This window comes from Aeromonas sp. s2, from assembly GCF_040907935.1.
GTDB classification, from domain to species: domain Bacteria; phylum Pseudomonadota; class Gammaproteobacteria; order Enterobacterales; family Aeromonadaceae; genus Aeromonas; species Aeromonas dhakensis.
Genome location: NZ_JBFOCR010000011.1, coordinates 16898 through 41510, shown reverse-complemented (window position 1 = coordinate 41510; position 24613 = coordinate 16898). Strand labels below are relative to the sequence as shown.

Sequence of the window (24613 nt, the reverse complement as noted above, 5' to 3'; positions counted from 1 at the left end):
GCAACAAGATGGGGGCAGGCTAGCCGCGGGCACGGCGCAGGTGGTAGTCGACGTGATAGTCGTTGGCATTGCGGAACATGATGGAGTAGTTGAGAAACTCGCCGTTCTCACCATATGAGAGCGAGGTGAGCCGCAGAATGGGCGCCCCCTGCTCGATGTGCAGCAGCTCGGCCATGCGCCGGTCGGCCAGCACGGCGCTGAAGCTCTCGTAGTTGCCGGCGATGGGGAGCTGGCACTCGTTCTCGATGTAGGCGAACTTGGATCCCTCCAGATGGGCCACCGAGAGGGTGCGAAACAGCCGCACCGGCATGTAGCTCTCCTCCACCAGCAGGGCCCGGCCGTCCACCGAGCGCACCCGGTTGGAGAAGTAGACCGGCTCGTTCACCTTGATCCTGAGCTGGCTGGCGATGGCGGGCGGGGCCGGCATGGTGCGAAACTCCAGCACCTCGCTGGTCAGGGTACGGCCCTGTTCACGCATCAACTCGGTGAAACCGCTCAGCCCCTTGGTCTCGTGCTGCACGTCCTTCTTGGTCACGTAGGTGCCGCTGCCGTGGCGCCGCTCCACCAGCCCCCACTCGATCAGCATGTCCACCGCCTTGCGCACCGTCATCCGCGATACCCCGAACTGACTCGCCAGGATTTTCTCGCTCGGCAGCACATCCCCCACCCGGCAATCCGCCCCGTTGACCCGGATACGCAACCGATCCGCCACCGATTTGTAGATCACTGCTAGACCTCTCCTCACCCCGCCTGAGTGGCGGCCCATTCGCACGCCTTTATTTCAATCATCTGAAAATAAACAATTTTAAATTCAAACAACCCGATAAAAACGTCACAAAAACAAGATGTACAACAATATCGCAAAATTTAGACCTCTTTGTCTAAATAAGTGCATGCGCCGGATCACATAACCACCATATATTTCATGAGGGGGTTATCGCTTGTTGTTAGGTTCAATTCAGCAATACGACAACAGCAGTCAGACAATTCTCTAATAAAAAGGGACGCTATATGCTCAGTCAAATTCAACGTTTTGGCGGGGCAATGTTTACGCCTGTATTACTGTTTCCATTCGCAGGTATGGTGGTAGGCATTGCAATCATGCTGAAAAATCCCATGTTCGTGGGAGAGACACTGGCCAATCCTCAGGGACTGTTTTTTCAAATAGTTCATATTATTGAAGAGGGTGGCTGGACGGTATTTAGAAATATGCCGCTGATATTTGCCATCGGCCTGCCGATCGGGCTGGCAAACAAGGCCCAGGCCCGCGCCTGCCTCTCCGTGCTGGTCAGCTTCATGACCTGGAACTACTTCATCAATGCCATGGGGATGACCTGGGGCGACTATTTCGGGGTCGACTTCAACCAGGCGGTGGGTGGTGAGAGCGGGCTGGCCATGGTGGCCGGCATCAAGACCCTAGACACCAGCATCATAGGTGCCATCGCCATCTCCGGCATCGTCACCGCCCTGCACAACCGGTTGTTCGACCGACAGCTGCCGGTCTTTCTCGGCATCTTCCAGGGCAGTTCGTTCGTCACCATAGTCGCCTTCTTCGTGATGATCCCCTGCGCCTGGCTGACCCTGCTGGGCTGGCCCAAGGTGCAGATGGGCATCGCCTCCCTGCAGGAGTTTATGCTGGTCTCCGGCCCGCTCGGCGTCTGGGTTTACACCTTCCTTGAGCGGATCCTGATCCCGACCGGCCTGCACCACTTCATCTACGGCCCCTTCATCTTCGGCCCGGCCGCGGTGGAAGGCGGCATCCAGCTCTACTGGGCCCAGCACATGCTGGAGTTCAGCCAGAGCACCCGGCCGCTGATCGAGCTGTTCCCCCAGGGCGGCTTCGCCCTGCACGGCAACTCCAAGATCTTCGGGGCCATGGGGATTGCACTCGCCATCTACGCCACCGCCGCCAGGGAGAACAAGGCCAAGGTGGCCGGCCTGCTGATCCCGGCGACCCTGACCGCCATGCTGGTGGGGATCACCGAGCCGCTCGAGTTCACCTTCCTCTTCATCTCGCCCCTGCTGTTCGCCATCCATGCCCTGCTGGCTGCCACCATGGCGACCGTGATGTACCTGTTCGGGGTCGTCGGCAACATGGGCGGGGGTCTGCTCGACCAGTTCCTGCCGCAGAACTGGATCCCCATGTTCCACAATCACGCCGGCATGATGTTTACCCAGATTGCCATCGGGCTGACCTTTACCGGGATCTGGTTCCTGATATTCCGCACGCTCATTCTGAAATTCAATTTGAAAACCCCGGGGCGGGATGAAAGCGAAATAAGACTTTATTCCAAGGCCGATTATCAGGCTGCCAAAAAACAGCGTGGCCATGATATTGCCGGCCATATTCTGGCGGCGCTCGGTGGCGCTGAAAATATCAACAGTCTGAACAACTGCGCAACCCGGCTGCGCATATCGCTACGCGATGCGGGGCTGGCGGCAGCGGATGATGCTTTCAAACAATTGGGTGCCCACGGCGTGGTCCGCCACGGTGACAGCATCCAGATCATTATCGGTCTGCATGTCCCCCAGCTGAGGGAAAACATGGAGAGCCTGATGAACAACCCCTCCTCCTCTTCTTTCGTAACGGAGTCATGATCATGAAAAAATTCTCTGTCGTCATTGCCGGCGGTGGCAGCACCTTTACCCCGGGCATCGTTCTCATGCTGCTGGAGAACCAGCACCGCTTCCCGCTGCACGAGATCAAGTTCTACGACAACGATGGTGCCCGCCAGGAGGTGATCGCCGAAGCCTGCCGCGTCCTGCTCAAAGAGAGGGCCCCGGACATCGCCTTCAGCTACGGCACCGACCCCAAGGCGGCCTTCAGCGGGGTGGACTTCGTGATGGCCCACATCCGGGTCGGCAAGTACCCCATGCGCGAGCTGGACGAGAAGATCCCGCTGCGCCATGGCGTGGTCGGCCAGGAGACCTGCGGCCCAGGCGGCATTGCCTACGGCATGCGTTCCATCGGCGGCGTGCTGGAGCTGGTCGACTACATGGAGCAGTACTCGCCGGATGCCTGGATGCTGAACTACTCCAACCCGGCCGCCATCGTGGCCGAGGCGACCCGTCGCCTGCGTCCCCACGCCAGGATCCTCAACATCTGCGACATGCCCATCGGCATCGAGGGACGGATGGCCCAGATCGCCGGCCTGCCGTCACGCAAGGAGATGCGGGTACGCTACTACGGCCTCAACCACTTCGGCTGGTGGACCCGCATCGAGGATCTGGCGGGCAACGACCTGATGCCGGCCATCAAGGCCCACGTGGCCAAACACGGCTATGTGCCCAAGCAGGCCGGCCACGCCGAGGCCAGCTGGAACGACACCTTCGCCAAGGCCAGGGACGTGTGGGCTCTTGATCCGGATACCCTGCCCAACACCTATCTGAAGTACTACCTCTACCCGGACTATGTGGTGGCCCACTCCAATCCGGAGCACACCCGCGCCAACGAGGTGATGGAGCACCGCGAGACGCAGGTGTTCAGCGCCTGCCGCGCCATCGTGGCAGCCGGCAAGGCCTCGGCCGGCGAGCTGGAGATCGACGAGCACGCCTCCTACATAGTGGATCTGGCCACCGCCATCGCCTTCAACACCCAGGAGCGGATGCTGCTGATCGTGCCGAACCGGGGCGCCATCCCCAACTTCGACCCGGAGGCCATGGTCGAGATCCCCTGTCTGGTGGGCAGCAGCGGCCCCGAGCCACTGCAGGTGGGCAACATCCCGCTATTCCAGCAGGGCATGATGGGTCAGCAGGTGGCTGTCGAGAAGCTGGTGGTGGAGGCGTGGATCGAGCGCTCCTATCAGAAGCTGTGGCAGGCGATCACCCTCTCCAAGACGGTGCCGAGCGCCTCGGTGGCCAAAGCCATCCTGGACGACCTGATCGCCGCCAACCAGGAGTACTGGCCGTCCCTGCAATAAACGCGGGCCAAACAAAAACCCCCTCGCTGGCGAGGGGGTTTTCTTGTTGCTGGCTCTGCCGTGGCGCGATCAGCGCAGGGACTTGACCGAGCGGCGAACGATCAGCTCCGGCTGGACTGTCATCGATTCCACTTCCAGCTCCTTGTTGCGGATCCGGCTCACCAGCTGCTGCACCGCCAGCAGGCCGAGCTCGGCCTTGGGGTGGCGGATGGTGGTCAACGGCGGGCTGGAGAAGCGCGCCATCTCCACGTCGTCATAACCGATCATGGAGATGTCGTCCGGCACCTTGACCCCGGCTTCCCAGGCGGCGCAGATGGCACCGATCGCCATGGGATCGTCGAAGGCGAACACCGCGGTCGGCCGCGGCTTGAGCGCCAGGATCCGCTGCATGGCATCGAATCCGCTCTGGCTCTCGTAATCCCCTTCGAAGATCTGCTCGTCTTTCAGGGTCAGCCCCTGTTCGGCCAGGGCATCGCGCACCCCGTCCAGCCGCTGCTGGGTGGTCGGCTTGGCCAGCTGACCCGTGATGCAGACTATGTCGCGGTGACCCTGCTCCAGCAAATGACGCACGGCCAGGCGCGCCCCGATGCGGGCGTTGTCATTGATGACGTTGGCAAAATCGCACTCGGTACCCCAGTCCAGCACCACTTGCGGCACGTTCTTGTGGATGCGCAGCATGTCGCGCAGCGGGGTATCGATGTCGGTTCCCAACACCAGCAGACCGTCGACCCGCTTCTCCATCAGCATGCGCAGGTAGTGCTGCTGACGGGGCGGCTGGTTCTCGGTGTTGCAGAGGATCAGGCTGTAGCCCTGCTCGAAGCAGTACGCCTCCACCCCTTGCACCACTTCCGCAAAGAAGGGGTTGGCACTGGTGGTCACCAGCATGCCGATGGTCTTGGTCGAGTTTATCTTGAGGCTGCGCGCTACCGAGTTGGGCGCGTAGTTGAGTTCTGCCACCGCCTCAAGCACTTTTTGGGTTGCGTCTTCGCTGACCCGACGGGTGTGATTGAGTACATGTGAGACGGTGGAGATGGATACGCCTGCGCGGGAGGCGACATCCTTGATAGTGGCCATCTCTGTCTCCTGAAGATCAAAGGCGGAACATTAGCAGATTTCCCGAATAAAGGCTTGGTTTTAACGAGTGCTGCCAATGAATTGTCAATGCTGGCTAATCTAGGCGGTCATTTCTATTTGCGCAAACGGATTTTGGTCAAAATGGGAGCAGCATCAGAGTAAAATATCGTCAGTTTTTTCATCTATCATTTATCGAAAGTGCACCTTGTTGAGAAGATGTTAATTGCCATCATCAGCATCAACTTCTAAATAGATAACTATAATTAGATATTTGTTTCAAAAAAGCACTATTACCCCCTCTCTGGTTAGTATCTTTAACAGCTTGTTATTGCCCAGCGAGGAATGATAGAACCATACCTATTGCCGGACTGGCGGGATCACGGTTCGGAATGGCACACGGAAAATGAAACAATCCACTGATTAAGGGACGAATCGATGAATAAGTTGAGCAAAATGGCAGTCAGGGCAGCGGTTTCTATGGCCCTGTTCGGATCGGTCTCACTGGTCCACGCGGCGGATACCATCAAGATCGGCATCGCCGGTCCGGTCACTGGCCCGGTCGCCCAGTACGGCGACATGCAGTTCACCGGCGGCAAGATGGCGGTCGAGCAGATCAACAAGGCCGGCGGCATCAAGGGCAAGCAGATCGAAGCCGTCATCTATGACGATGCCTGTGACCCGAAACAGGCCGTGGCGGTCGCCAACAAGGTGATCAACGACGGCGTCAAGTTCGTGGTCGGCCACCTCTGCTCCGACAACACCCTGCCCGCCTCCGATATCTATGAAGATGAAGGCGTGCTGATGGTCACCCCGGCCTCCACCAACCCCAAGATCACCGAGCGTGGCTACCAGCTGGTGCTGCGTACCATCGGCCTGGACAGCGACCAGGGCCCAACTGCCGCCAAATACATCATCGAACAGGTCAAACCCCAGCGCGTGGCCGTCATCCACGACAAGAAACAGTACGGTGAAGGCATCGCCTCCAGCGTGAAAGCGGCGCTGGACAAGGCCGGCGTCAAGGTGGTGGCGTTTGAAGGCATCACCGCCGGTGACAAGGACTTCTCCGCCCTGATCGCCAAGCTGCAAAAAGAGAACGTCGATTTCGTCTACTACGGCGGCTACCACCCTGAGCTGGGTCTGATCCTGCGTCAGGCCGGCGAGAAGGGCCTCAAGGCCAAGTTCATGGGTCCGGAAGGGGTGGGTAACAAGGACATCTCCGCCATCGGCGGCCCGGCTTCCGAAGGCCTGCTGGTCACCCTGCCGAACAAGTACGACCTGGTGCCGGCCAACGCCCCGCTGGTTGCCGCGTTCAAGGCCAAGGGTCAGGACTCTTCCGGTCCGTTCGTGTGGACCACCTATGCCGCGGTGCAAACCCTGGCTGCCGGTATCGCCAAGGCGGGTGAGGATGACCCGGCTGCCGTTGCCGCTGCCATCAAGGCCGCGCCGGTCGATACCGTGATGGGCCCCCTCAGCTGGGCTCCCAACGGCGACCTGAAAGGGTTTGAATTCGGTGTGTTCCAGTGGCACGCCGACGGTACCTCTACCCAACTCAAGTAATCTGCCGGTCGGGGTGACGTGAGTCACCCCTCCTTTCTTTGCGGGCAAGTACAGGGAACGCAGTATGTCCGAACACTTCCTTTATCTGGTTCAGCAGTTGCTGAACGGGTTAACCATAGGCAGCACCTATGCGTTGATCGCCATCGGCTACACCATGGTCTATGGCATCATCGGCATGATCAACTTCGCCCACGGCGAGGTCTACATGATCGGCTCCTATGTCGCTTTCATGGTGATGGCGGGGCTCATGATGATGGGCATCGACAGCACCTTTCTGCTGCTGGGGGGCGCCTTCCTGGTCAGCATCATCATCACCGGCAGCTATGGCTGGACCATAGAGCGGGTCGCCTATCGCCCGCTGCGGGGCGGCAACCGGCTGATCCCCCTCATCTCCGCCATCGGCATGTCGATCTTCCTGCAGAACATGATGCGGATGGCCCAGGGCTCGCGCGACATCGCCATGCCCACCCTGATCTCCGGCGGCTGGACCCTGGGTGAGGCCGACGGCTTCCAGGCCAGCCTCTCCTGGATGCAGCTCATCATCTTCGTGGTGACCTTCATCACCATGCTGGCGCTGACCCAGTTCATCGGCCGCTCCCGCATGGGCCGCGCCTGTCGCGCCTGTTCGGAAGACATCAAGATGGCCAACCTGTTGGGGATCGACACCCACGTGGTCATCTCCATCACCTTCGTGCTGGGGGCTACCCTGGCCGCCGTCGCCGGCGTGCTGCTCGGCATGTATTACGGTGTCATCAATCCCTACTTGGGCTTTATGGCCGGCTTGAAGGCCTTTACGGCGGCGGTGCTTGGCGGCATCGGCAGCATTCCCGGCGCCGTGCTGGGCGGCCTGCTGCTCGGTGTGGTGGAGGCGCTCACCGCCGGCTACCTCAGCACCGAGTACAAGGATGTGATGGCGTTCGCCCTGCTCATCTTCGTACTGCTCTTTATGCCCACTGGCATCCTGGGCCGCCCGGAAGTGGAGAAAGTATGATGAAACGCCAATTCATTCATGCCTGCATCGCCAGCCTGGTACTGCTGGTGCTCTCCTTCTGGCTGCTCGGCTTCAAGCTGGAGACCGACGGCACCCGCCTGCTGGTGGTGAGCCGGCTCGACGTGTCGCTGGCCTGGTTGCTGGGCGGCGCCACCTTGGTGTTCTGGTTCCAGATGCTGCGCGGCCAGATAAGCCGCCTGTTCCAGGCCTCCATCAGCGGCTTCTCGGTCGGCTTCACCAAGCTGGTGCTGCCAAGCCCCGAAGAGGCGCCCAAGCTCTATAACCTGACCGCCGTGCTGGTGCTGCTGTTTGCGGTGAGCTGGCCCTTCATGGCCTCCCGCGGCGCCATCGATCTGGCCACCCTCACCCTGATTTACATCATGCTGGGGCTGGGTCTGAACGTGGTGGTGGGCCTCGCCGGTCTGCTCGATCTCGGCTACGTCGGCTTCTACGCGGTCGGCGCTTACAGCTATGCCCTGCTCAACAGCTACTTCGGCCTCAGTTTCTGGGAGTGCCTGCCCATCGCCGGCCTGATGGCGGCCACCTTCGGCTTCCTGCTCGGCTTCCCGGTGCTGCGGCTGCGGGGGGATTACCTGGCCATCGTCACCCTGGGCTTTGGCGAGATCATCCGCATCCTGCTCAACAACATGACCAGCCTGACCGGCGGCCCGAACGGCATCTCCGGCATTCCCAAACCGACCCTGGGGGGGCTGGAGTTCAACCGCACCGTGAAGGACGGCGGCTTCGAGACCTTCCACGAATTCTTCGGCATCGCCTACAACGCCAACCACAAGGTGATCTTCCTCTACCTGATGGCGCTGGTGCTGGTGGTGGCGACCCTGTTCGTCATCAACCGCCTGCTGCGCATGCCGCTCGGCCGCGCCTGGGAGGCGCTGCGGGAAGACGAGATCGCCTGCAAGTCGCTGGGGCTCAACCCCACCATCATCAAGCTGACCGCCTTCACCATAGGCGCCTGCTTCGCGGGTTTTGCCGGCAGCTTCTTCGCCTCGCGCCAGGGCTTTATCAGCCCGGAGTCCTTCGTCTTCATCGAGTCGGCCATCGTGCTGGCGATTGTGGTGCTGGGTGGCATGGGCTCCCAGATCGGGGTGGTGCTGGCCGCCATCGTGATGACGGTATTGCCGGAACTGGCCCGTGAATTCAACGAGTACCGCATGCTGATGTTCGGCCTCTTGATGGTGTTCATGATGATCTGGCGGCCACAGGGCTTGCTGCCGATGACCCGCCCGCATCTGGAGTTGAAGAAATGAGTACGCATCAGAAGTTGTTGGACGTCTCTGAGCTGTCGATGCGCTATCTGGCTGGATTGCTGACGGTGACTTGCTCCACCCTGGACTGGGAGCTGAAAAAATGAGAACTCATCAGAAGTTAATGGAAGTCTCTGATTTGTCGATGCGTTTTGGCGGCCTGCTGGCAGTCAACGGGGTCAAGCTGGATGTGGAAAAGGGGGAGGTGATCTCCATCATAGGTCCCAACGGGGCCGGCAAGACCACCATCTTCAACTGCCTGACCGGCTTCTACCGCCCGAGCGGCGGCATCATTCGCTACAAGGGCGAGGAGATTCAGGGGCTGCCCGGCCACCTCATCGCCCGCAAGGGAATCGTGCGCACCTTTCAGCACGTGCGGCTGTTCAAGGACATGACGGCGGTGGAAAACCTGCTGGTGGCCCAGCACAGGCACCTCAACACCGGTTTTCTGGCCGGGCTGTTCAAGACCCCGGCCTTTCGCCGCGCCGAGCGGGAGGGGCTGGAGCAGTCCGCCTTCTGGTTGGAGAAGGTGGGGCTCAAGGATCTCGCCAACCGCGCCGCCGGCAACCTGGCCTATGGTCAGCAGCGCCGGCTCGAGATAGCCCGCTGCATGGCGACCCGACCCGAGCTGCTGATGCTGGACGAGCCGGCCGCCGGCCTCAACCCCCACGAGACCGACGAGCTGAACGAGCTCATCTCCAACCTGCGGGACGAGTTCGGGGTCTCGGTGCTGCTGATCGAGCACGACATGAAGCTGGTGATGGAGATCTCCAACCGCATCTTCGTGGTCAACCAGGGTACCCCGCTGGCCCACGGCAAGCCGGATGAAATCCGCAGCAATCCGGCAGTGATCAAGGCCTATCTGGGCGAGTCGTAAGGAAAACAAGATGTTAGAACTTCGCAACGTATCGACCCACTACGGCAAGATCCAGGCGCTGCACGACGTCAGCGTCGAGGTGAAAGAGGGGGAAATCGTCACCCTGATCGGCGCCAACGGTGCCGGCAAGACCACCCTGCTGATGACCCTGTGCGGCGAGCCCAAGCCGAGCAGCGGCTCCATCTGGTTCGAGGGGGAGCAGATAGACTCACTTTCCACCGCCCGCATCATGCGCAAGGACATCGCCGTGGTGCCGGAAGGGCGCCGCATATTTGCTCGCCTGACGGTGGAGGAGAACCTGCTGATGGGGGCCTTCTTCGTCGACAAGGCCGAGCAGCGCGGCCTGCTGGATCAGATTTTCACCCTGTTCCCCCGCCTGCACGAGCGACTGGAGCAGCGGGCCGGCACCATGTCTGGCGGCGAGCAGCAGATGCTGGCCATCGGCCGCGCCCTGATGAGCAAGCCGCGCCTGCTGCTGCTGGATGAACCCTCGCTGGGGCTGGCCCCCATCGTCATCCAGCAGATCTTCGACACCATAGAGCAGCTGCGCCGCGACGGCATGACCATCTTCCTGGTGGAGCAGAACGCCAACCAGGCGCTCAAGCTGGCCGATCGCGGCTATGTGCTGGAGAACGGCCACGTGGTGCTGCAGGACACGGGGGCCGCTCTCTTGGCCAACCCGGCCGTCCGCCAGGCCTATCTCGGCGGCTGACCCATGAGCAGGGCCGACACGACGCCGGATCACCACAGCTTCTGGCACGATCCGGCCCTGCCCTTCATCGAGGCGCGGGCGGTGCAGGATGGCCGCCGCGTCTGCTACGACAAGCACAGCCATCCCCACTTCTCCATCGGCGCCATCACCGGCGGCCACAGCCACTATCTCAACCAGCGCAGCCGGCAGGAGGTCGGCCGCGGCCACCTGGTGCTGATGAACCCGGAAGAGGTGCACGCCTGCAACCCGGTAGCCGATGAACCCTGGTCCTATCTGATGTTCTACCTCGACACCGGCTGGCTGCAGCGCCAGCAGGAGGAGGCAGGGCTGGGCCGTGAATTTCGCCCCTTCGACATGACCGCCAGCCGGGATCCTCTGCTCTATCAGGGGCTGTGCCGGCTCCATCGGCAGCTGTGGCAGGAGCCGGAGCCGCTGGCGCGCGAGGTGGCCTGCCACCAGTTCAGCCGTCAGCTGCTGGCCAGACTCACCCCGGCCAGCTGGGACGATCGGCCGCCGCAGCACCTGCAGCGGGCCGCCGAGCTGATGCAGGACGCCTGCAGCAGCGCCCTCACCCTCGCGCAATTGAGCGCGGTGGCCGGGCTCACCCCCTCCCACTTCGTGCGCAGCTTCAGCCGCCACTACGGCATGACGCCCCACGCCTACCTGCTCGATCAGCGCATCCGCCACGCCCGCACCCTGCTCAGGCGGGGAGAGCCGCTGGCAGAGGTGGCGCTGGCCAGCGGTTTTGCCGATCAGGCCCACTTCCAGCGCCAGTTCAAACGGCGGGTGGCCGCCACCCCTGGCCACTACCGCAAGCAGCTGACCCGGCCGGGCTAGCGCACCAGATAGGCGGCGCAGAGCAGCAACAACAGCGCCATCGCCCGGTTGAACCAGCGCAGCCGCTGCGGTACCAGCAGCAACCCCTGCAGGCGACTGCCGGCATAGGCCCAGCAAGCGATGGAGCACAGACAGATGACCAGGTAGAGGCCGCTGAACAGGGCCACCTGCCCCACCCCGCCCGCACTGCCATAGGCCCCCATCCCCATGCTGGCGGCGAGCCAGGCCTTGGGATTGAGCCACTGCATCAGCGCCCCGTACCAGAAGGAGGGCGCCACCCCGTCGACCCCTTCCACCCGGCCGCTGTCCACCAGCAATTGCCAGGCCATCCAGCCGAGAAAGACCACCCCGCCCCAGCGCAGCAGCTCGGCCGCCGCCGGCCATTGCAGCAGGGTGGCGCCCAGCCCCAATCCCATCAGCAACAACAGCAGGATAAACCCCAAGGTGGCCCCGACCACGTGGCGCAGGCTGGCCGCAAAGCCGTGCCTGGCACCGCTGCCGAGGGCGACCAGGTTGACCGGTCCCGGGGTGATGGACATGGCCAAGGCAAACCCGGCCATGGATAACAGCAGACTCGTCTCCATGAATAACGCTCGTATCGGTAAAAGGAGCCCCCAGCCTAGCCGGCACCCCGCCCCGGGTATTGAAGGAAATTGCGATCGGCCCCGGCAATAACCGGACACATTGCGGGCTTAGCGCCGGCCCCCGCTTGCGGTAAACTGGCCCTCAATCACCTATTCGCAGGACATGTTAATGGACCAGTTTGCCCATATCAGTGCCCATGATGCCCACCAGAAGCTCAGCGCCGGTGAAGCCCGCCTGGTGGATATTCGCGACCCCCAGTCGTTCGAGACAGCCCACGCGGTCGGCGCCTTCCACCTCACCAACGGCACCCTGGTGCGTTTCATGAACGAGGTGGACTTCGACACCCCGGTGATCGTGATGTGCTACCACGGCAACAGCAGCCAGGGCGCCGCCCAGTACCTGCTGCAACAGGGGTACGATGAGGTCTACAGCCTGGACGGCGGCTTCGAGGCGTGGCGCAGGGAGTTCCCGATCCAGGCGGGCGACGCATGATCCAGCTGCTGGTGCTCGACAACGCCCGCATGGCCCAGGCACTGGTGGACTACCTCTCCACCCTCGGCATCTCGTGCGAGCTGACCCAGTCGGAGTTGGGGGTCACCATCTGGCTGGCGGACGAGCAGCGCCTCGCCCAGGCCCAGCAGGAGGTTAAGCGCTTCTTGGCCGAGCCGAGCCACCCCCGCTACATGGAGGCCTCCTGGCAGTCCGGCCGAGCCGATGCCCGCATCGACTACAGCAAGGGGATGAGCGACCCGGTCACCGACTTCCTCCATCAGGCGGGGCCGCTGACCCTGGTGGTGATCATCGCCTGTCTGGCCATCTACGGACTCGACGCCATCGGCCTGCCGATCTTCGACGAGCTGGCCTTTCACCCGACCCTGGCCCAGTTCACCGACTGGCAGGCGTGGCGCTACTTCACCCCGGCCTTCATCCACTTCTCGGTGCTGCACCTGGTGTTCAACCTGCTGTGGTGGTGGTATCTGGGGGGTCAGATCGAACAGCGACTCGGCAGCGGCAAGCTGCTGATCCTGCTGCTGGTAGGCACCGCCCTGCCCAACCTGGCCGAGTTTTTCGCCAGCGGCCCGCTGTTTGGCGGCCTCTCCGGGGTGGTCTATGCCCTGCTCGGCTACTGCTGGCTGCGCAGCAAGTTGCAGCCGGCCTGCGGCCTCACCCTGCCGCCAGCACTGATGGGCTTCATGCTGTTCTGGCTGGCACTCGGTTTCTTCGATCTGCTCGGCACCCGTACCGCCAACATGGCCCACCTGGCCGGCCTGCTGGTCGGCCTGCTGCAGGGCTGGCTGGACAGACACCACCAGCCCGCCTGAGTTGCTGCGATCGGCTCGGCAGCCAACACGTCTGCTGATCTGGCCCACCCGGCGACGAGTGCTATACACGAAAAAAAACGCCGCCCCTCGGGGCGGCGTTTTTATTGGCCGACTGGCTTACTGCTTGAGCAGGCTGCCGTTGGTCACCTTGACCGCAGTGCCGCCGCTCATGAAGAAGCTGGCGAACTCGGACTGCATCTCGGTGGTCACGTCGCCGTTCGGATCGAAGTTCTCGTCCGGTGCCAGCAGCGAGCTGTGGCCACCAGCCAGGAAGCGGGCCGCATTGTGGCTGGCCGCACCGGTGGCGGTCAGCGGCTGCAGCGCCAGCACCTTGAACAGCGGCTCGGTGCCGCCCAGCGGGGCGGAGGCGATGCTGTTCGGGATCACCTGATCCGACAGGCTCAGCGCGCCATCGCCGACGATCTCGGTGGCGAACAGCGGGAAGTCGCTCTTGATGCCGCTGCCGAGGTTGATCGGGTCAGCCGAATCCAGCACCGACTGGGCCGCGAAGCTGTAGTTCTGCAGCGTGCTGGCCGCAGCGGCCTGCTGGGTGGCGCTCAGGCTCGGCAGGAACTCGTTGACGAAGCAGGTCGGCACCGCAGTCTTGCAGCTGGGGGCGTAGGCGGTGAAGCCCGCTTTCAGCTCGGCACTGCCGCTGGTCAGCACGCCCATCTTGATGGTCGGACCGAAGGTCGGCGAGTTCAGCAACAGCGGCGCTATGCCGCCACCCGGCATGGCCAGGCCACCGGTATCGAACTTGAACAGGGCATCCGCCTGGGCATTGCCGATGGACTGGTTGGCGACCGCCAGCAGGTTGGTGCCGGAGATGGCGCCCAGGGAGTGGCCCAGGAAGTGCACCTTGAGGCTGCCGGCGCTGCCGATAACGCCCTTGCCATTGGCCAGACCGACCGCCAGACGCAGGCCCAGCAGATCCGCCACGCTCTGTTTCAGGTTGTCTCGGGCCACGGTCAGGTAGCTCAGGTTCAGGTAGGGAGTCGGATTGTCGGAGGTGGTCACGGTATCCATGCTGCCGCTCAGGGCGAAGCCGCGCTCACCGTGCAGCGGGTGATCGATCACCACCAGCGCCACCTTCTTGCCTGCCTGCATGCCGGCATAGATCTGGCCCAGCGCCAGCGCATAGGCGTTCTCTTTCACCGAGGTGACGCCGTGCTGATAGATGATCACGTCGGTGATGGTGTTGAGGGCATCCTTGGCGAAGACGCGCATCGGCACCGACTGCACCTCTTCCAGCATGGGCAGCGGGTTGAAGCGGCCGATGTTCTGCTCGGCATCCAGCGGCTTGCCGCCGGAGGTGAGGGTCACCCCGATCAGCTTGCTCGCCTCGGCCAGCAGCTCGCTCTGGCGGGTCGGATCGGCAATCAGCGTCGCCAGCAGGGCCGGATCCACGCCCGCGCCCACCAGCCCGGCGATCACTTCGCTGTCGGACGCTTTCAGGGCATTGGCGATGGCGTACAGGCTGGGGATGGCGCCGTGCCAGGACTGGGTCTTGGCCTTGTCCCAGGAGCCGGCGGTGGCCGGCGAGGAGAGGAAGTAAGGCAGCTTGACGGTACCGGTATAGACAGTGGTCAACTGGGCCAGCCCGTTGAGCGGGGCGCCAGGGCCGAAGGCGGTGGCCAGCGCATCTTTCTGCTCCTGCGGCAGGAACGCCTCGGCGTCCAGCTGGGTCAGGAAGGGGTTGCTGCCAGTCACGGCCAGGGTATAGGTACCCGGCAGGCTGGTGTTGCCCTTGGCATCCTGCTTCCACAGGGCGGCCGCGTCCAGGGTCGGGCTCTTCAGCACGGATGCCGCAGCCCCTTTCACCGCCACCAGCACGTCGGCACCGGACTGGGTACCGAACCAGTCGGAGAAGATGACGTGATCGGTGGAGACGCCGGTGGCGGCCTTGAACAGGCCCTCCTGCAGGGCGATCAGGCCGTTGATGGTCTGCTCCTGGGCATTGCTGCCGACGTTGTTCTTGTAGTTGCCGTAGTCGCTGCCGGCCTTGACCGCGTTGCCGTTGCTGTCCTTGAGGGAGTCAGTGGCCACGATCATGTAGTAGGAGGAGGGGTTCAGCGGCTTGAGCGGTACCAGGTTCAACTTGCCGGCCGAGGCGGCCACCACGAAGTCCGTCCCGTAGGTCAGCACCTTCTTCACGCCGCTCGGGCGCAGGGCTGTGCTGTCAAAACTCAGCTCCAGCAGGTAGAGCGGGGCCACCGAGGCGGCAAACTCGGCAGCAGCCGGTGCCTGGACAGTGATGCCGGACGAGGTGACGGGCACGATCTGGATGGCCTGGGTCGTGGACCAGCCATCCAGGGTCGACATGGCCGACACCGGGTTGGAGAGATCCGCCGTTTCGGTGGAGAATTTCAGGGTGCCATCGCTGGCCCGGGCCGCCAGGGCACTGGGGCGCACTGCGTTGGAACCGGTCAACAGATAGTCGAGATAGCTGGAGGTGTCGCCTTTGTTATCGTCACTGCCACCACAGCCGGCCAGCATAGCACTGACGACTGCGGCATAAATTAGCTTCTTTTTCATATCCTTATCTCTTTTTAGTTGTTATCCATGAAATGCTGACGGCGTTGGGTAAAAACCCGACCGGTACATCTTAACAGCAACGCAACAATTATTAAGTAGCTGGTCGGTCATCTGATCTGCTTTTTTTGTGTACAGCATCAAGGAATTGGAATAGAAACGGGACTCGATAGGTTAACAGCTTCATCCCGGATACCAGACCCGACCAGCGGTCACTTGTACGCCAGATGGCAAAAAGCGACCCCCGATCTCGGCAAAGCGGATCAATTGCCGGTAGAATGGCGCATTGCTTAAGGAGAACCACATGATCGACCCGAAGAAACTGGAAGAGATCGCCAAACAGGTGCACAACTCCCTGCCGCCCGGCATTCGCAGCATGGGTGAAGAGGTGGAGAAGAAGATCCGTCAGGTGCTGCAGTCCCAGCTCGGCAAGCTGGATCTGGTCAGTCGCGAAGAGTTTGACGTGCAGACCAAGGTGCTGCTGCGCACCCGCGAGAAGCTGACCACCCTCGAGGCCAAGCTGGCCCAGCTCGAGCAGCAGCTCGGCGCCAAGGGCGAATAACACCGCCCCCATAAAGCAAACCCCAGCAAGGCTGGGGTTTGTTGTTTCTGGCCTGCCGCAAAGCAAGTTGCGGCGGCAAATGCAGCGAAGCCTTCCCGGTTACGTGACCGGCCTCATGCCGAACTCAGATGAACTCGTAGGCGTCGCCGAAGATGCGCTCCGGCTCGGCACCCAGGATCTTGAACTCTTCCCGCGCCGCACCCGCCATCTCGAAGCGGCCAGCCACATAGATGTCGTAGTCATGCAGGCTGACGAAGTCATCCATGATGGCCTTGTGCACCAGCCCGGTCTTGCCGGCCCAGTCGCTCTCCGGCTCCTGCACCACAGGGATGTAGGTAAGCGGGGCGTAGTCGCGCTCCCACTGCTGCATCTGCTCCTGCTCGTAGAGCCAGTGCGCCTGGCGCACGCCCCAGTAGAAGAACACCGGGCGCTTGCTGCCGCTGTCGATCAGGTATTCCAGAATGGCGCGGGCGTAGGAGAAACCGGTGCCGCCTGCCATCAGGATCAGCGGCCGGGGTGACTCTTCCCGCAGGAAGGCCTTGCCCGCCGCCAGCTCAATCTCGATCTCCCCCTGCTCGCGCATGCGGGCCAGCACCTGGCCGGCATAGGCGTTCTCCGGGGTGGCGCCGATCTGCAGCTCCAGCACGCCAGGGCGGGTCGGCGAGTTGGCGATGGAGAAGGGACGCTTGTCCGAATCACTCATCACCACCAGCAGATACTGGCCCGGCTTGAAGCTGACCTCTTGCAGCGGCGTCAGGGCCACGTGCCAGATGGTGTCGACATATTCGCGCAGTTCCTCTACGCGGCACTTGATACGTTGCATTCTTATCCTTGTGACGGGCTCGTTCGGCCCGCTTTCGCTCTTGATTCACTGTGGACTGGCGACCAGCAAAGTGGTCAGGTCAGTCGAGCATACCCAATTCAGCTCAAATGGCATCAATCTTTTGCATCCCGGCCAGGCGGCACGGCCCGTCTGGCCGGCCGCCGCTCATCAACCGAGAATGTTCAGCTCGTCCCAGAGGGCATCGATCTTCTGCTTCACCGCCTCGTCCTGGACGATGGGCTGGCCCCACTCGCGGTTGGTCTCTCCCGGCCACTTGTTGGTGGCGTCCAGCCCCATCTTGGAGCCAAGGCCAGAGACCGGCGAGGCGAAGTCCAGGTAGTCGATCGGGGTGTGCTCGATCAGGGTCGTGTCGCGAGCCGGGTCCATCCGGGTGGTGATGGCCCAGATCACGTCCTTCCAGTCGCGGGCGTTGATGTCGTCGTCGCAGACGATCACGAACTTGGTGTACATGAACTGGCGCAGGAAGGACCAAACCCCCAGCATCACCCGCTTGGCGTGGCCAGGGTAACGCTTCTTGATGGTCACCACCGCCATCCGGTAGGAGCACCCCTCCGGCGGCAGGTAGAAGTCCACGATCTCGGGGAACTGCTTCTGCAACAGCGGCACGAACACCTCGTTGAGCGCCACCCCGAGCACCGCCGGCTCATCGGGCGGACGGCCGGTGTAGGTGCTGTGATAGATGGCATCCTTGCGCATCGTCATGTGGGTGATGGTGAAGACCGGGAACTCGTCCACCTCGTTGTAGTAGCCGGTGTGATCGCCATAGGGCCCCTCGGGGGCCAGCTCGCCCGGCTCCAGATAGCCTTCCAGCACGATCTCGGCGCTGGCGGGCACCTCCAGATCGCAGCTGATGGCCTTCACCACCTCGGTACGGCTACCGCGCAGCAAACCGGCGAAGGCGTATTCGGAGAGGGTATCCGGCACCGGTGTCACCGCGCCGAGGATGGTCGCCGGATCGGCGCCCAGCGCCACCGCCACCGGGAAGCGCTCACCCGGATGGGCCTCCTGCCACTCGCGAAAATCGATGGCGCCGCCGCGGTGATCCAGCCAGCGCATGATCAGCTTGTTCTTGCCGATCTTCTGCTGACGATAGATGCCGAGGTTCTGCCGTTTCTTGTAGGGGCCGCGGGTGATGGTGAGCCCCCAGGTGACCAGCGGCGCCACGTCGCCAGGCCAGCAGTGCTGGATCGGGATCTGGTCCAGATCGACCGCCTCTCCCTCCAGCACCCGCTGCTGACAGGGGGCGGACGAGAGACGCTTGGTCGGCATGTTGAGCACCTGCTTGAAGATCGGCAGCTTCTCCATCAGCTCCTTGAAGCCACGGGGTGGCTCAGGCTCCTTCAGGTAGGAGAGCCAGGTCCCCACCTGGCGCAAGGCGGCCACGTTGGGCTGGCCCATGCCCATGGCGACCCGGTCCGGCGTGCCGAACAGGTTGGTCAGCACCGGCATGGTGTAACCCTTGGGATTTTCGAACAGCAGGGCCGGCCCACCCGCACGCAGGGTGCGGTCGCTGATCTCGGTCATCTCCAGATAGGGGTCTATCTCGCGCGTGATGCGCTTGAGCTGTCCGCTTTGTTCCAGCTGCGCGATGAAATCACGCAAATCCTTGTATTTCATGCAGGTACCCTGTGTGCAGGCGATGCCGCATTATAACTCCGGGGAGCCGGCGGGTGTACCCGGTTCGGGTTGCACCATCGGACTTGCATGACGCTTTTCCTGCCGGGTCAGCCGATCGGCAAGCTGGGCCAGCAGCCTCGGCTCGTCCACCTGCAACAGCAGGCTGGCCACCTGACCGCTGTACTGGCGGTTGCCCAGCTCAGCCAGCAGGAACTGCTGGGCCGTGTCGGGCAGCGGCGAAAGCTGACTGAGCTGGTGCAGGGCGGTCTGTTTGAGGGAGGCGTTGCGGCTGGCGGCGATCAGCAGATCGCTCGCCGTCTGACCCTGATGAAAGCGCCCCACGCTGGCCAGGGCCGCCACGCTGTCGTGATCCGCCGGTTGACGCCACAGCTTCTGATAGAGGGCGCTGTCGCCGGTACGCTCGGCCAGCAGCCGCAGCAAGCGGTTGTCGGGCAGGAAGATGTTCAGGCCGGCCAGCTTTTGTGCCTCGCGCTGCAGCACGGCGACAGGCTGCCCGGCGAGTACGTTCAGCAGCGCCTGCTGTTGCTGGGCCAGATCCGGATTGCGGCTGTTGTAAATCTGCTTGAACTCGAAGCGGTTCGCCTCCAGCAGCTGGCGGTAGTTGTCCTGCCAGGCCTGCAGTTGCCAGCGGCTCAGCACCTGCCGCGCCGCGGCGGCAAAGTCGTAGGCGGGTTGCTGCACCAGAAAGCCGTCCACCTCTTTTTCCACCAGCCAGCTGGGGGCCTTGAACGACTGGGCGCGCACCCAGGCCAGCAGTTGCGGAGTGGCAGCCCTGAGCTGGTCATCGAGGGTGGCAAGCAGCTGGCACAGCAGATACTCCCGCTGCCCCACGGCCAGGGAGTCCAGCAGGGAATCGATGGCGGCAAACTGTCCCTGCTGCAAGCGGCCGGTCAGGTAGTCGAGGTGGCCCTGCAGTCCCTCGTCGGCCACCAGCGCGACGCGGGGAGCCGTCCCGGCGGACGGAGTCTGGCCCGCCAAAGCCGGCGGCACCAGCAGCCAGCTCAGCATTATCAGGAGTACATGCTTCATGACGTCCCTATCCTTGTGACATCGAGGTTTCATACTACTCAGGCGACCGCAAAATAGATAAACAAAAACCGCGACCTGGGCCGCGGTTTCATCATTTTTCGAGTCGGTTACTTCTGTTGGCGCCGCATGGCGTCGAAGAACTCGTCGTTGGTCTTGGTCATCGCCAGCTTGTCGATGAGGAACTCGATGCCGTCGATCTCGCCCATCGGGTGGACAATCTTGCGCAGGATCCACATCTTCTGCAGCTCGTCACCGGTGGTCAGCAGCTCTTCCTTGCGGGTACCGGAGCGGGTGATGTCGATGGCCGGGTAGACGCGCTTCTCGGCGATCTTGCGCGAGAGGTGCAGTTCCATGTTGCCGGTGCCCTTGAACTCTTCGTAGATGACTTCGTCCATCTTGGAGCCGGTATCGATCAGCGCGGTGGCGATGATGGTCAGGCTGCCGCCCTCTTCTACATTGCGCGCGGCACCGAAGAAGCGCTTCGGACGGTGCAGTGCGTTGGCGTCCACACCACCGGTCAGTACCTTGCCGGATGACGGGATGACGGTGTTGTAGGCACGGGCCAGACGGGTGATGGAGTCCAGCAGGATCACCACGTCCTTCTTGTGCTCGACCAGACGCTTGGCCTTCTCGATCACCATTTCGGCGACCTGGACGTGACGGGAAGCCGGCTCGTCGAAGGTGGAGGCGATCACTTCGCCCTTCACCATCCGCTGCATCTCGGTCACTTCTTCCGGACGTTCGTCGATCAGCAGGACGATCAGTTCACAATCCGGGTGGTTGTAGGCGATGCTCTGGGCGATGTTCTGCAGCAGCATGGTCTTACCGGCCTTGGGCGGTGCGACGATGAGGCCGCGCTGGCCTTTACCGATCGGGGATGCCAGATCCAGTACGCGGGCGGTGATGTCTTCGGTGGAACCGTTGCCACGCTCCATGCGCAGACGCTCGTTGGCGTGCAGCGGAGTGAGGTTTTCAAACAGGATCTTGTTGCGGGAGTTTTCCGGACGGTCGTAGTTGACCTCGTTGACCTTGAGCAGAGCGAAGTAGCGTTCGCCCTCTTTCGGCGGCCGGATCTTGCCGGAGATGGTATCGCCGGTGCGCAGGTTGAAACGGCGGATCTGGCTCGGGGAGACGTAGATGTCGTCCGGGCCGGCCAGGTAGGAGCCGTCTGCACTACGCAGGAAGCCGAAACCATCGGTCAGGATTTCCAGCACACCGTCGCCGAAGATATCCTCGCCACCCTTGGCGTGCGCCTTGAGGATCGCGAAAATAATGTCTTTCTTGTGCGCCCGAGCCAGATTTTCCAACCCCATGGATTCGCCAAGCTGTACCAGCTCGGACACAGGAGTGTTCTTTAATTCAGTCAGATTCATAGTGGTGAAAGTCTGTAAGCAAGGATTGAAATGAGGAGACAGTCTGCTGGATTGATGCTGATCGGATTTGATTTGCCAGGCTGATGTGTGAGCAAAGAGTCAGGCAAAAAGGTTAGCAAACGAGCGATAAATTAGCACCAATCGGGGTGAGCGTCTAGGTGATAAAACAGAAGGAGCGCATTATTGCAATGCGCTCCTCGATGATTATTACAGGTTGCCGTCCAGGAACTCTTTCAGCTGAGTCTTGGACAGGGCACCGACCTTGGTCGCTGCCACTTCGCCATTCTTGAACAGCAAGAGGGTCGGAATACCACGAATGCCATATTTGGGCGGAGTGTCGGCGTTATGGTCGATGTTCAATTTCGCCACGGTCACACGACCGGCATACTCTTGGGCGACTTCGTTCAGGATCGGGGCAATCATCTTGCACGGACCACACCATTCGGCCCAGAAGTCGACCAGAACGGCGCCATCGGCTTTGATTACATCTGCCTCGAAGCTGGCATCGCTCAGCTGAACAATCTTGTCACTCATCTCCAACTCCAGTCAGTAATTAAGGCTTTATTGACGTATCAACAAAGGCAATAGTTGCCCTATTTGAAATGATCCTGTTTATTATTGCAAGCCTAACCTGATAACCTACCGCCATGAGCAAAACACACTTAACGACCGACAAATTCGCCCAAATGGGCCTCGAACCCGAAGTTCTGGCTGGTCTGGAATCAAAGGGATTTCACTATTGCACCCCCATCCAGGCACTCTCTCTGCCGCTGCTGGTAGAAGGCCATGACCTCGCCGGCCAAGCCCAGACGGGTACCGGCAAAACCATCGCCTTCCTGGCTGCCACCTTCAACTATCTGCTGACCCACCCGCTGACCAAGCCGCGCCTCATCAATCAGCCGCGCGCCATCATCATGGCCCCGACCCGGGAACTGGCAGTACAGATTTACAACGATGCCGACAGCATGGCCGCCTCGACCGGCCTCAAGCTCGGCCTCGCCTACGGCGGTGAAGGGTACGACAAGCAGCTGGCCGTGCTGGAGCAGGGTGTCGACATCCTGATCGGCACCACAGGCCGCATCATCGACTACTTCAAGTCCAAGGTCATCGATCTGAGCAACATCCAGGTCGTGGTGCTGGACGAAGCGGATCGCATGTTCGATCTCGGCTTCATCAAGGACATCCGTTTCCTGTTCCGCCGCATGCCGCCCGCCACCGAGCGCCTGAGCATGCTGTTCTCCGCCACCCTCTCCCTGCGGGTGCAGGAGCTGGCCTACGAACACATGAACCACCCGGAACATGTGCAGGTCGAGCCGGAGCAGATGACCGGCGTACGAATCAAAGAAGAGCTCTTCTACCCTTCCAACGAAGACAAGATGTTGCTGCTGCTCTCCCTGATGGAAGAGGAGTGGCCGGAGAAAGCCATCGTCTTCGCCAACACCAAGCACGTCTGTGAAGACGTTCACGCCTGGCTGGAGAATGACGGCCACCGGGTCGGTCTGCTGACCGGCGACGTGCCACAGAAGAAGCGGATGAAGATCCTGGAGGACTTCACCAAGGGTGCGGTAGACATCCTGGTTGCCACCGACGTGGCCGCCCGTGGTCTGCACATCCCTGACGTGACCCACGTCTTCAACTACGACCTGCCCGACGACGCCGAGGACTACGTACACCGCATCGGTCGTACCGGTCGTGCCGGCAAGAGCGGTCACTCCATCAGCCTGGCCTGTGAAGACTATGCCTTCAACCTGCCGGCCATCGAGGAGTACATCCACCACCCGATCCCGGTCAGCAAGTATGACCGCGAGGCGCTGCTGGATGACGTGACCGCGCCGAAACGGGTGTTCCGCAACCGTCAGCCGGTGAACCGCAACATGCGCGATCGCCAGGGCGGTGGCAACAGCAACAACCGTCGTCGTCCTCCCCGCAAAAGCTGAAGGATAGGCCCAGTTGCACAACTCGCCTCTCTATGCCGCCATCGACCTCGGCTCCAACAGCTTTCACATGCTGGTGGTGCGCGAGGTCGCCGGTGCCTTGCGCACCGTCACCAAGGTCAAGCGCAAGGTGCGCCTCGCCGCCGGTCTGGATGCCGATTTTCGTCTCAGCCGTGCCGCCATGGAGCGGGGCTGGGACTGTCTGCGCCTCTTCTCCGAGCAGCTGCAGGACATTCCGGCCGACAACATCCGGGTAGTCGGCACCGCGACCCTGCGCCTGGCTACCAACGTCGACGAGTTTCTGCGTGAAGCGGAACGGGTGCTCAACCACAACATCGAGATCATCTCGGGTGAGGAAGAGGCCAAGACCATCTATGAAGGGGTCTCCTGGACCTCGGCGGGGGAAGGCAACCGGCTGGTGATCGACATCGGCGGTGCCAGTACCGAGCTGGTGATCGGCGAACAGAGCGAGGCCAAGCTGCTCAACAGCCTGCACATGGGCTGCGTCACCTGGCTCAACAACCACTTCGGTGACGGCGAGCTGAGTGAAGCGCGCTTCAACCAGGCCATTGCCGCCGCCAAAACGGTGCTGGAGAAGGTGGCGGACGATTACCGCGTGCTCGGCTGGCGCACCTGTGTCGGCGCCTCCGGCACGGTGCAGGCGCTGCAGGAGATCATGCTGGCGCAGGGCAAGAGCGAGCGGGTCACCCTGCCGAAGCTGCAGGAGCTGATGGGTCAGGCCATCGCCTGCGGCAAGCTCGACCAGCTGCAACTGGAAGGGCTGGCGGCCGAGCGGCTGACCGTGTTCCCCTCCGGCCTCGCCATCCTGATCGCCATCTTCGAAACCCTCGGCATCGAGAGCATGACACTGGCGGGCGGCGCCCTGCGCGAGGGGCTGATCTATGGCCTGCTCGGCAACAATCACGACTGTGATGCCCGCGATCGTACCGCCGACAGCCTGATCAGCCGCTACCAGCTGGACAAGGAGCACGCCGAGCGGGTACGCGACACCGCCATCGAGGCGTTCACCCAGCTGCAGCCGGCCTGGCGTCTCTCCAAGCGCTACGGTCGCCCGATCCTGCGCTATGCGGCCCTGCTGCACGAGATCGGTCTGTGCATCGAGTACAAGAAGGCGCCGCAACACGCCGCCTACATCATCGACAACATCGACATGCCGGGTTTCACCCCCGCGCAAAAGAAGCTGCTGTCGGCCCTGCTGTTCAACCAGCGGGACGAATTCAAGCTGGAACCGCTGGAGAAGCAGGGGGCCGTCACGGCTCGCCAGGCGATCCGGCTGGCCCGCATCCTGCGTATCGCGCTGATCCTCTGCATGCGCCGCACCCAGGGCACAGTGCCGATCTTTACCCTGCAGGCGGATGACGAGGCTCTGACGCTGACCCTGCCCAAGGGGTGGCTGGACGAGCACTACCTGCGCGCCAGCGAGCTGCGCCTCGAAGTGGAGCGCCAGCAGAAGATGGGCTGGCCCACCCGGCTGCTGGAAGCCTGATTGGGCCCAGCCCAATCAGTGCCCCAAGGTTCCGACAATCTCTTTCGCAGCCAG

22 protein-coding genes are annotated in these 24613 nt (G+C 62.2%); 13 read left to right on the top strand and 9 right to left on the bottom strand.

Annotation, left to right across the window (positions count from 1 at the left end; genetic code table 11):
- Nucleotides 1-19: 19 nt before the first annotated feature.
- Nucleotides 20-727 (bottom strand): GntR family transcriptional regulator, encoded by a 708-nt coding sequence (locus AB5Y81_RS09515; RefSeq protein ID WP_139726389.1) that lies wholly within the window; start codon nt 725-727, stop codon nt 20-22.
- A gap of 284 nt (nt 728-1011) precedes the next feature.
- On the opposite strand from AB5Y81_RS09515, the gene AB5Y81_RS09510 reads away from it, so the two are divergent.
- Entirely contained in the window at nt 1012-2598 is a 1587-nt protein-coding gene (locus AB5Y81_RS09510) for an alpha-glucoside-specific PTS transporter subunit IIBC (RefSeq protein WP_279485062.1), read from the top strand.
- A gap of 2 nt (nt 2599-2600) precedes the next feature.
- Nucleotides 2601-3920 carry a 6-phospho-alpha-glucosidase gene (locus AB5Y81_RS09505; protein WP_279485063.1) on the top strand — a complete coding sequence of 440 codons (1320 nt, stop codon included), beginning with the start codon at nt 2601-2603 and terminating at the stop codon, nt 3918-3920.
- Between the two features lie 69 nt (nt 3921-3989).
- Here the strand turns inward: AB5Y81_RS09505 and AB5Y81_RS09500 are convergent, their stop codons facing one another.
- Nucleotides 3990-4994, bottom strand: a complete 1005-nt coding sequence (locus AB5Y81_RS09500) for a substrate-binding domain-containing protein (protein ID WP_024942236.1) — start codon at nt 4992-4994, stop codon at nt 3990-3992.
- 435 nt (nt 4995-5429) lie between these two features.
- Between AB5Y81_RS09500 and AB5Y81_RS09495 the strand changes: the two genes are divergently transcribed.
- From AB5Y81_RS09495 to AB5Y81_RS09470, 6 genes are all read left to right on the top strand, one after another.
- Nucleotides 5430-6551 (top strand): branched-chain amino acid ABC transporter substrate-binding protein, encoded by a 1122-nt coding sequence (locus AB5Y81_RS09495; protein WP_005307334.1) that lies wholly within the window; start codon nt 5430-5432, stop codon nt 6549-6551.
- Nucleotides 6552-6615: 64 nt separating this feature from the next.
- Nucleotides 6616-7542, top strand: coding sequence for a high-affinity branched-chain amino acid ABC transporter permease LivH (gene livH / locus AB5Y81_RS09490; RefSeq protein WP_005307331.1), 927 nt, complete (start codon nt 6616-6618; stop codon nt 7540-7542).
- A complete protein-coding gene (locus AB5Y81_RS09485; protein WP_019841062.1) occupies nt 7542-8810 on the top strand; it encodes a high-affinity branched-chain amino acid ABC transporter permease LivM in 1269 nt (422 codons plus the stop codon). The genes livH and AB5Y81_RS09485 overlap by 1 nt, the downstream gene beginning before the upstream one ends.
- Before the next feature lie 100 nt (nt 8811-8910).
- Nucleotides 8911-9684 (top strand): high-affinity branched-chain amino acid ABC transporter ATP-binding protein LivG, encoded by a 774-nt coding sequence (gene livG, locus AB5Y81_RS09480; RefSeq protein ID WP_017780580.1) that lies wholly within the window; start codon nt 8911-8913, stop codon nt 9682-9684.
- A gap of 10 nt (nt 9685-9694) precedes the next feature.
- The gene (locus AB5Y81_RS09475) at nt 9695-10396 is read left to right on the top strand and encodes an ABC transporter ATP-binding protein (RefSeq protein ID WP_005307325.1); all 702 of its coding nucleotides are present in this window, start codon (nt 9695-9697) and stop codon (nt 10394-10396) included.
- Nucleotides 10397-10399: 3 nt separating this feature from the next.
- A complete protein-coding gene (locus AB5Y81_RS09470) occupies nt 10400-11233 on the top strand; it encodes an AraC family transcriptional regulator (protein ID WP_279485065.1) in 834 nt (277 codons plus the stop codon).
- Here the strand turns inward: AB5Y81_RS09470 and AB5Y81_RS09465 are convergent.
- Nucleotides 11230-11916, bottom strand: coding sequence for a LysE family translocator (locus AB5Y81_RS09465; protein WP_017783272.1), 687 nt, complete (start codon nt 11914-11916; stop codon nt 11230-11232). The genes AB5Y81_RS09470 and AB5Y81_RS09465 overlap by 4 nt on opposite strands.
- Nucleotides 11917-11986: 70 nt before the next feature.
- Between AB5Y81_RS09465 and glpE the strand changes: the two genes are divergently transcribed.
- Nucleotides 11987-12310, top strand: coding sequence for a thiosulfate sulfurtransferase GlpE (gene glpE / locus AB5Y81_RS09460; protein ID WP_005307320.1), 324 nt, complete (start codon nt 11987-11989; stop codon nt 12308-12310).
- Nucleotides 12307-13140, top strand: a complete 834-nt coding sequence (gene glpG / locus AB5Y81_RS09455) for a rhomboid family intramembrane serine protease GlpG (RefSeq protein ID WP_054543808.1) — start codon at nt 12307-12309, stop codon at nt 13138-13140. Before glpE ends, glpG begins: the two co-directional genes overlap by 4 nt.
- A gap of 117 nt (nt 13141-13257) precedes the next feature.
- Here the strand turns inward: glpG and AB5Y81_RS09450 are convergent, their stop codons facing one another.
- On the bottom strand, nt 13258-15675 hold the full coding sequence (locus AB5Y81_RS09450) for a VolA/Pla-1 family phospholipase (RefSeq protein ID WP_279485067.1): 2418 nt from the start codon (nt 15673-15675) through the stop codon (nt 13258-13260).
- Nucleotides 15676-15976: 301 nt separating this feature from the next.
- On the opposite strand from AB5Y81_RS09450, the gene AB5Y81_RS09445 reads away from it, so the two are divergent.
- The gene (locus tag AB5Y81_RS09445; protein ID WP_139726397.1) at nt 15977-16234 is read left to right on the top strand and encodes an accessory factor UbiK family protein; all 258 of its coding nucleotides are present in this window, start codon (nt 15977-15979) and stop codon (nt 16232-16234) included.
- Between the two features lie 124 nt (nt 16235-16358).
- Here AB5Y81_RS09445 and fre read toward each other — a convergent pair whose 3' ends face one another.
- From fre to trxA, 5 genes are all read right to left on the bottom strand, one after another.
- The gene (fre, locus tag AB5Y81_RS09440; RefSeq protein ID WP_005307313.1) at nt 16359-17057 is read right to left on the bottom strand and encodes an NAD(P)H-flavin reductase; all 699 of its coding nucleotides are present in this window, start codon (nt 17055-17057) and stop codon (nt 16359-16361) included.
- A gap of 168 nt (nt 17058-17225) precedes the next feature.
- Nucleotides 17226-18695, bottom strand: a complete 1470-nt coding sequence (gene ubiD / locus AB5Y81_RS09435) for a 4-hydroxy-3-polyprenylbenzoate decarboxylase (RefSeq protein ID WP_017788481.1) — start codon at nt 18693-18695, stop codon at nt 17226-17228.
- A gap of 30 nt (nt 18696-18725) precedes the next feature.
- Nucleotides 18726-19745 (bottom strand): hypothetical protein, encoded by a 1020-nt coding sequence (locus tag AB5Y81_RS09430; protein ID WP_279485068.1) that lies wholly within the window; start codon nt 19743-19745, stop codon nt 18726-18728.
- Between the two features lie 107 nt (nt 19746-19852).
- On the bottom strand, nt 19853-21118 hold the full coding sequence (gene rho, locus AB5Y81_RS09425; protein WP_005307308.1) for a transcription termination factor Rho: 1266 nt from the start codon (nt 21116-21118) through the stop codon (nt 19853-19855).
- A 207-nt stretch (nt 21119-21325) separates the two neighbouring features.
- Nucleotides 21326-21652, bottom strand: coding sequence for a thioredoxin TrxA (gene trxA / locus AB5Y81_RS09420; protein ID WP_005307306.1), 327 nt, complete (start codon nt 21650-21652; stop codon nt 21326-21328).
- A 113-nt stretch (nt 21653-21765) separates the two neighbouring features.
- Between trxA and rhlB the strand changes: the two genes are divergently transcribed.
- Both rhlB and gppA read left to right on the top strand, forming a co-directional pair.
- Nucleotides 21766-23055, top strand: a complete 1290-nt coding sequence (rhlB, locus tag AB5Y81_RS09415; RefSeq protein ID WP_005307299.1) for an ATP-dependent RNA helicase RhlB — start codon at nt 21766-21768, stop codon at nt 23053-23055.
- 13 nt (nt 23056-23068) lie between these two features.
- Nucleotides 23069-24559 carry a guanosine-5'-triphosphate,3'-diphosphate diphosphatase gene (gene gppA, locus AB5Y81_RS09410; protein WP_010635565.1) on the top strand — a complete coding sequence of 497 codons (1491 nt, stop codon included), beginning with the start codon at nt 23069-23071 and terminating at the stop codon, nt 24557-24559.
- Nucleotides 24560-24613 lie beyond the last annotated feature (54 nt).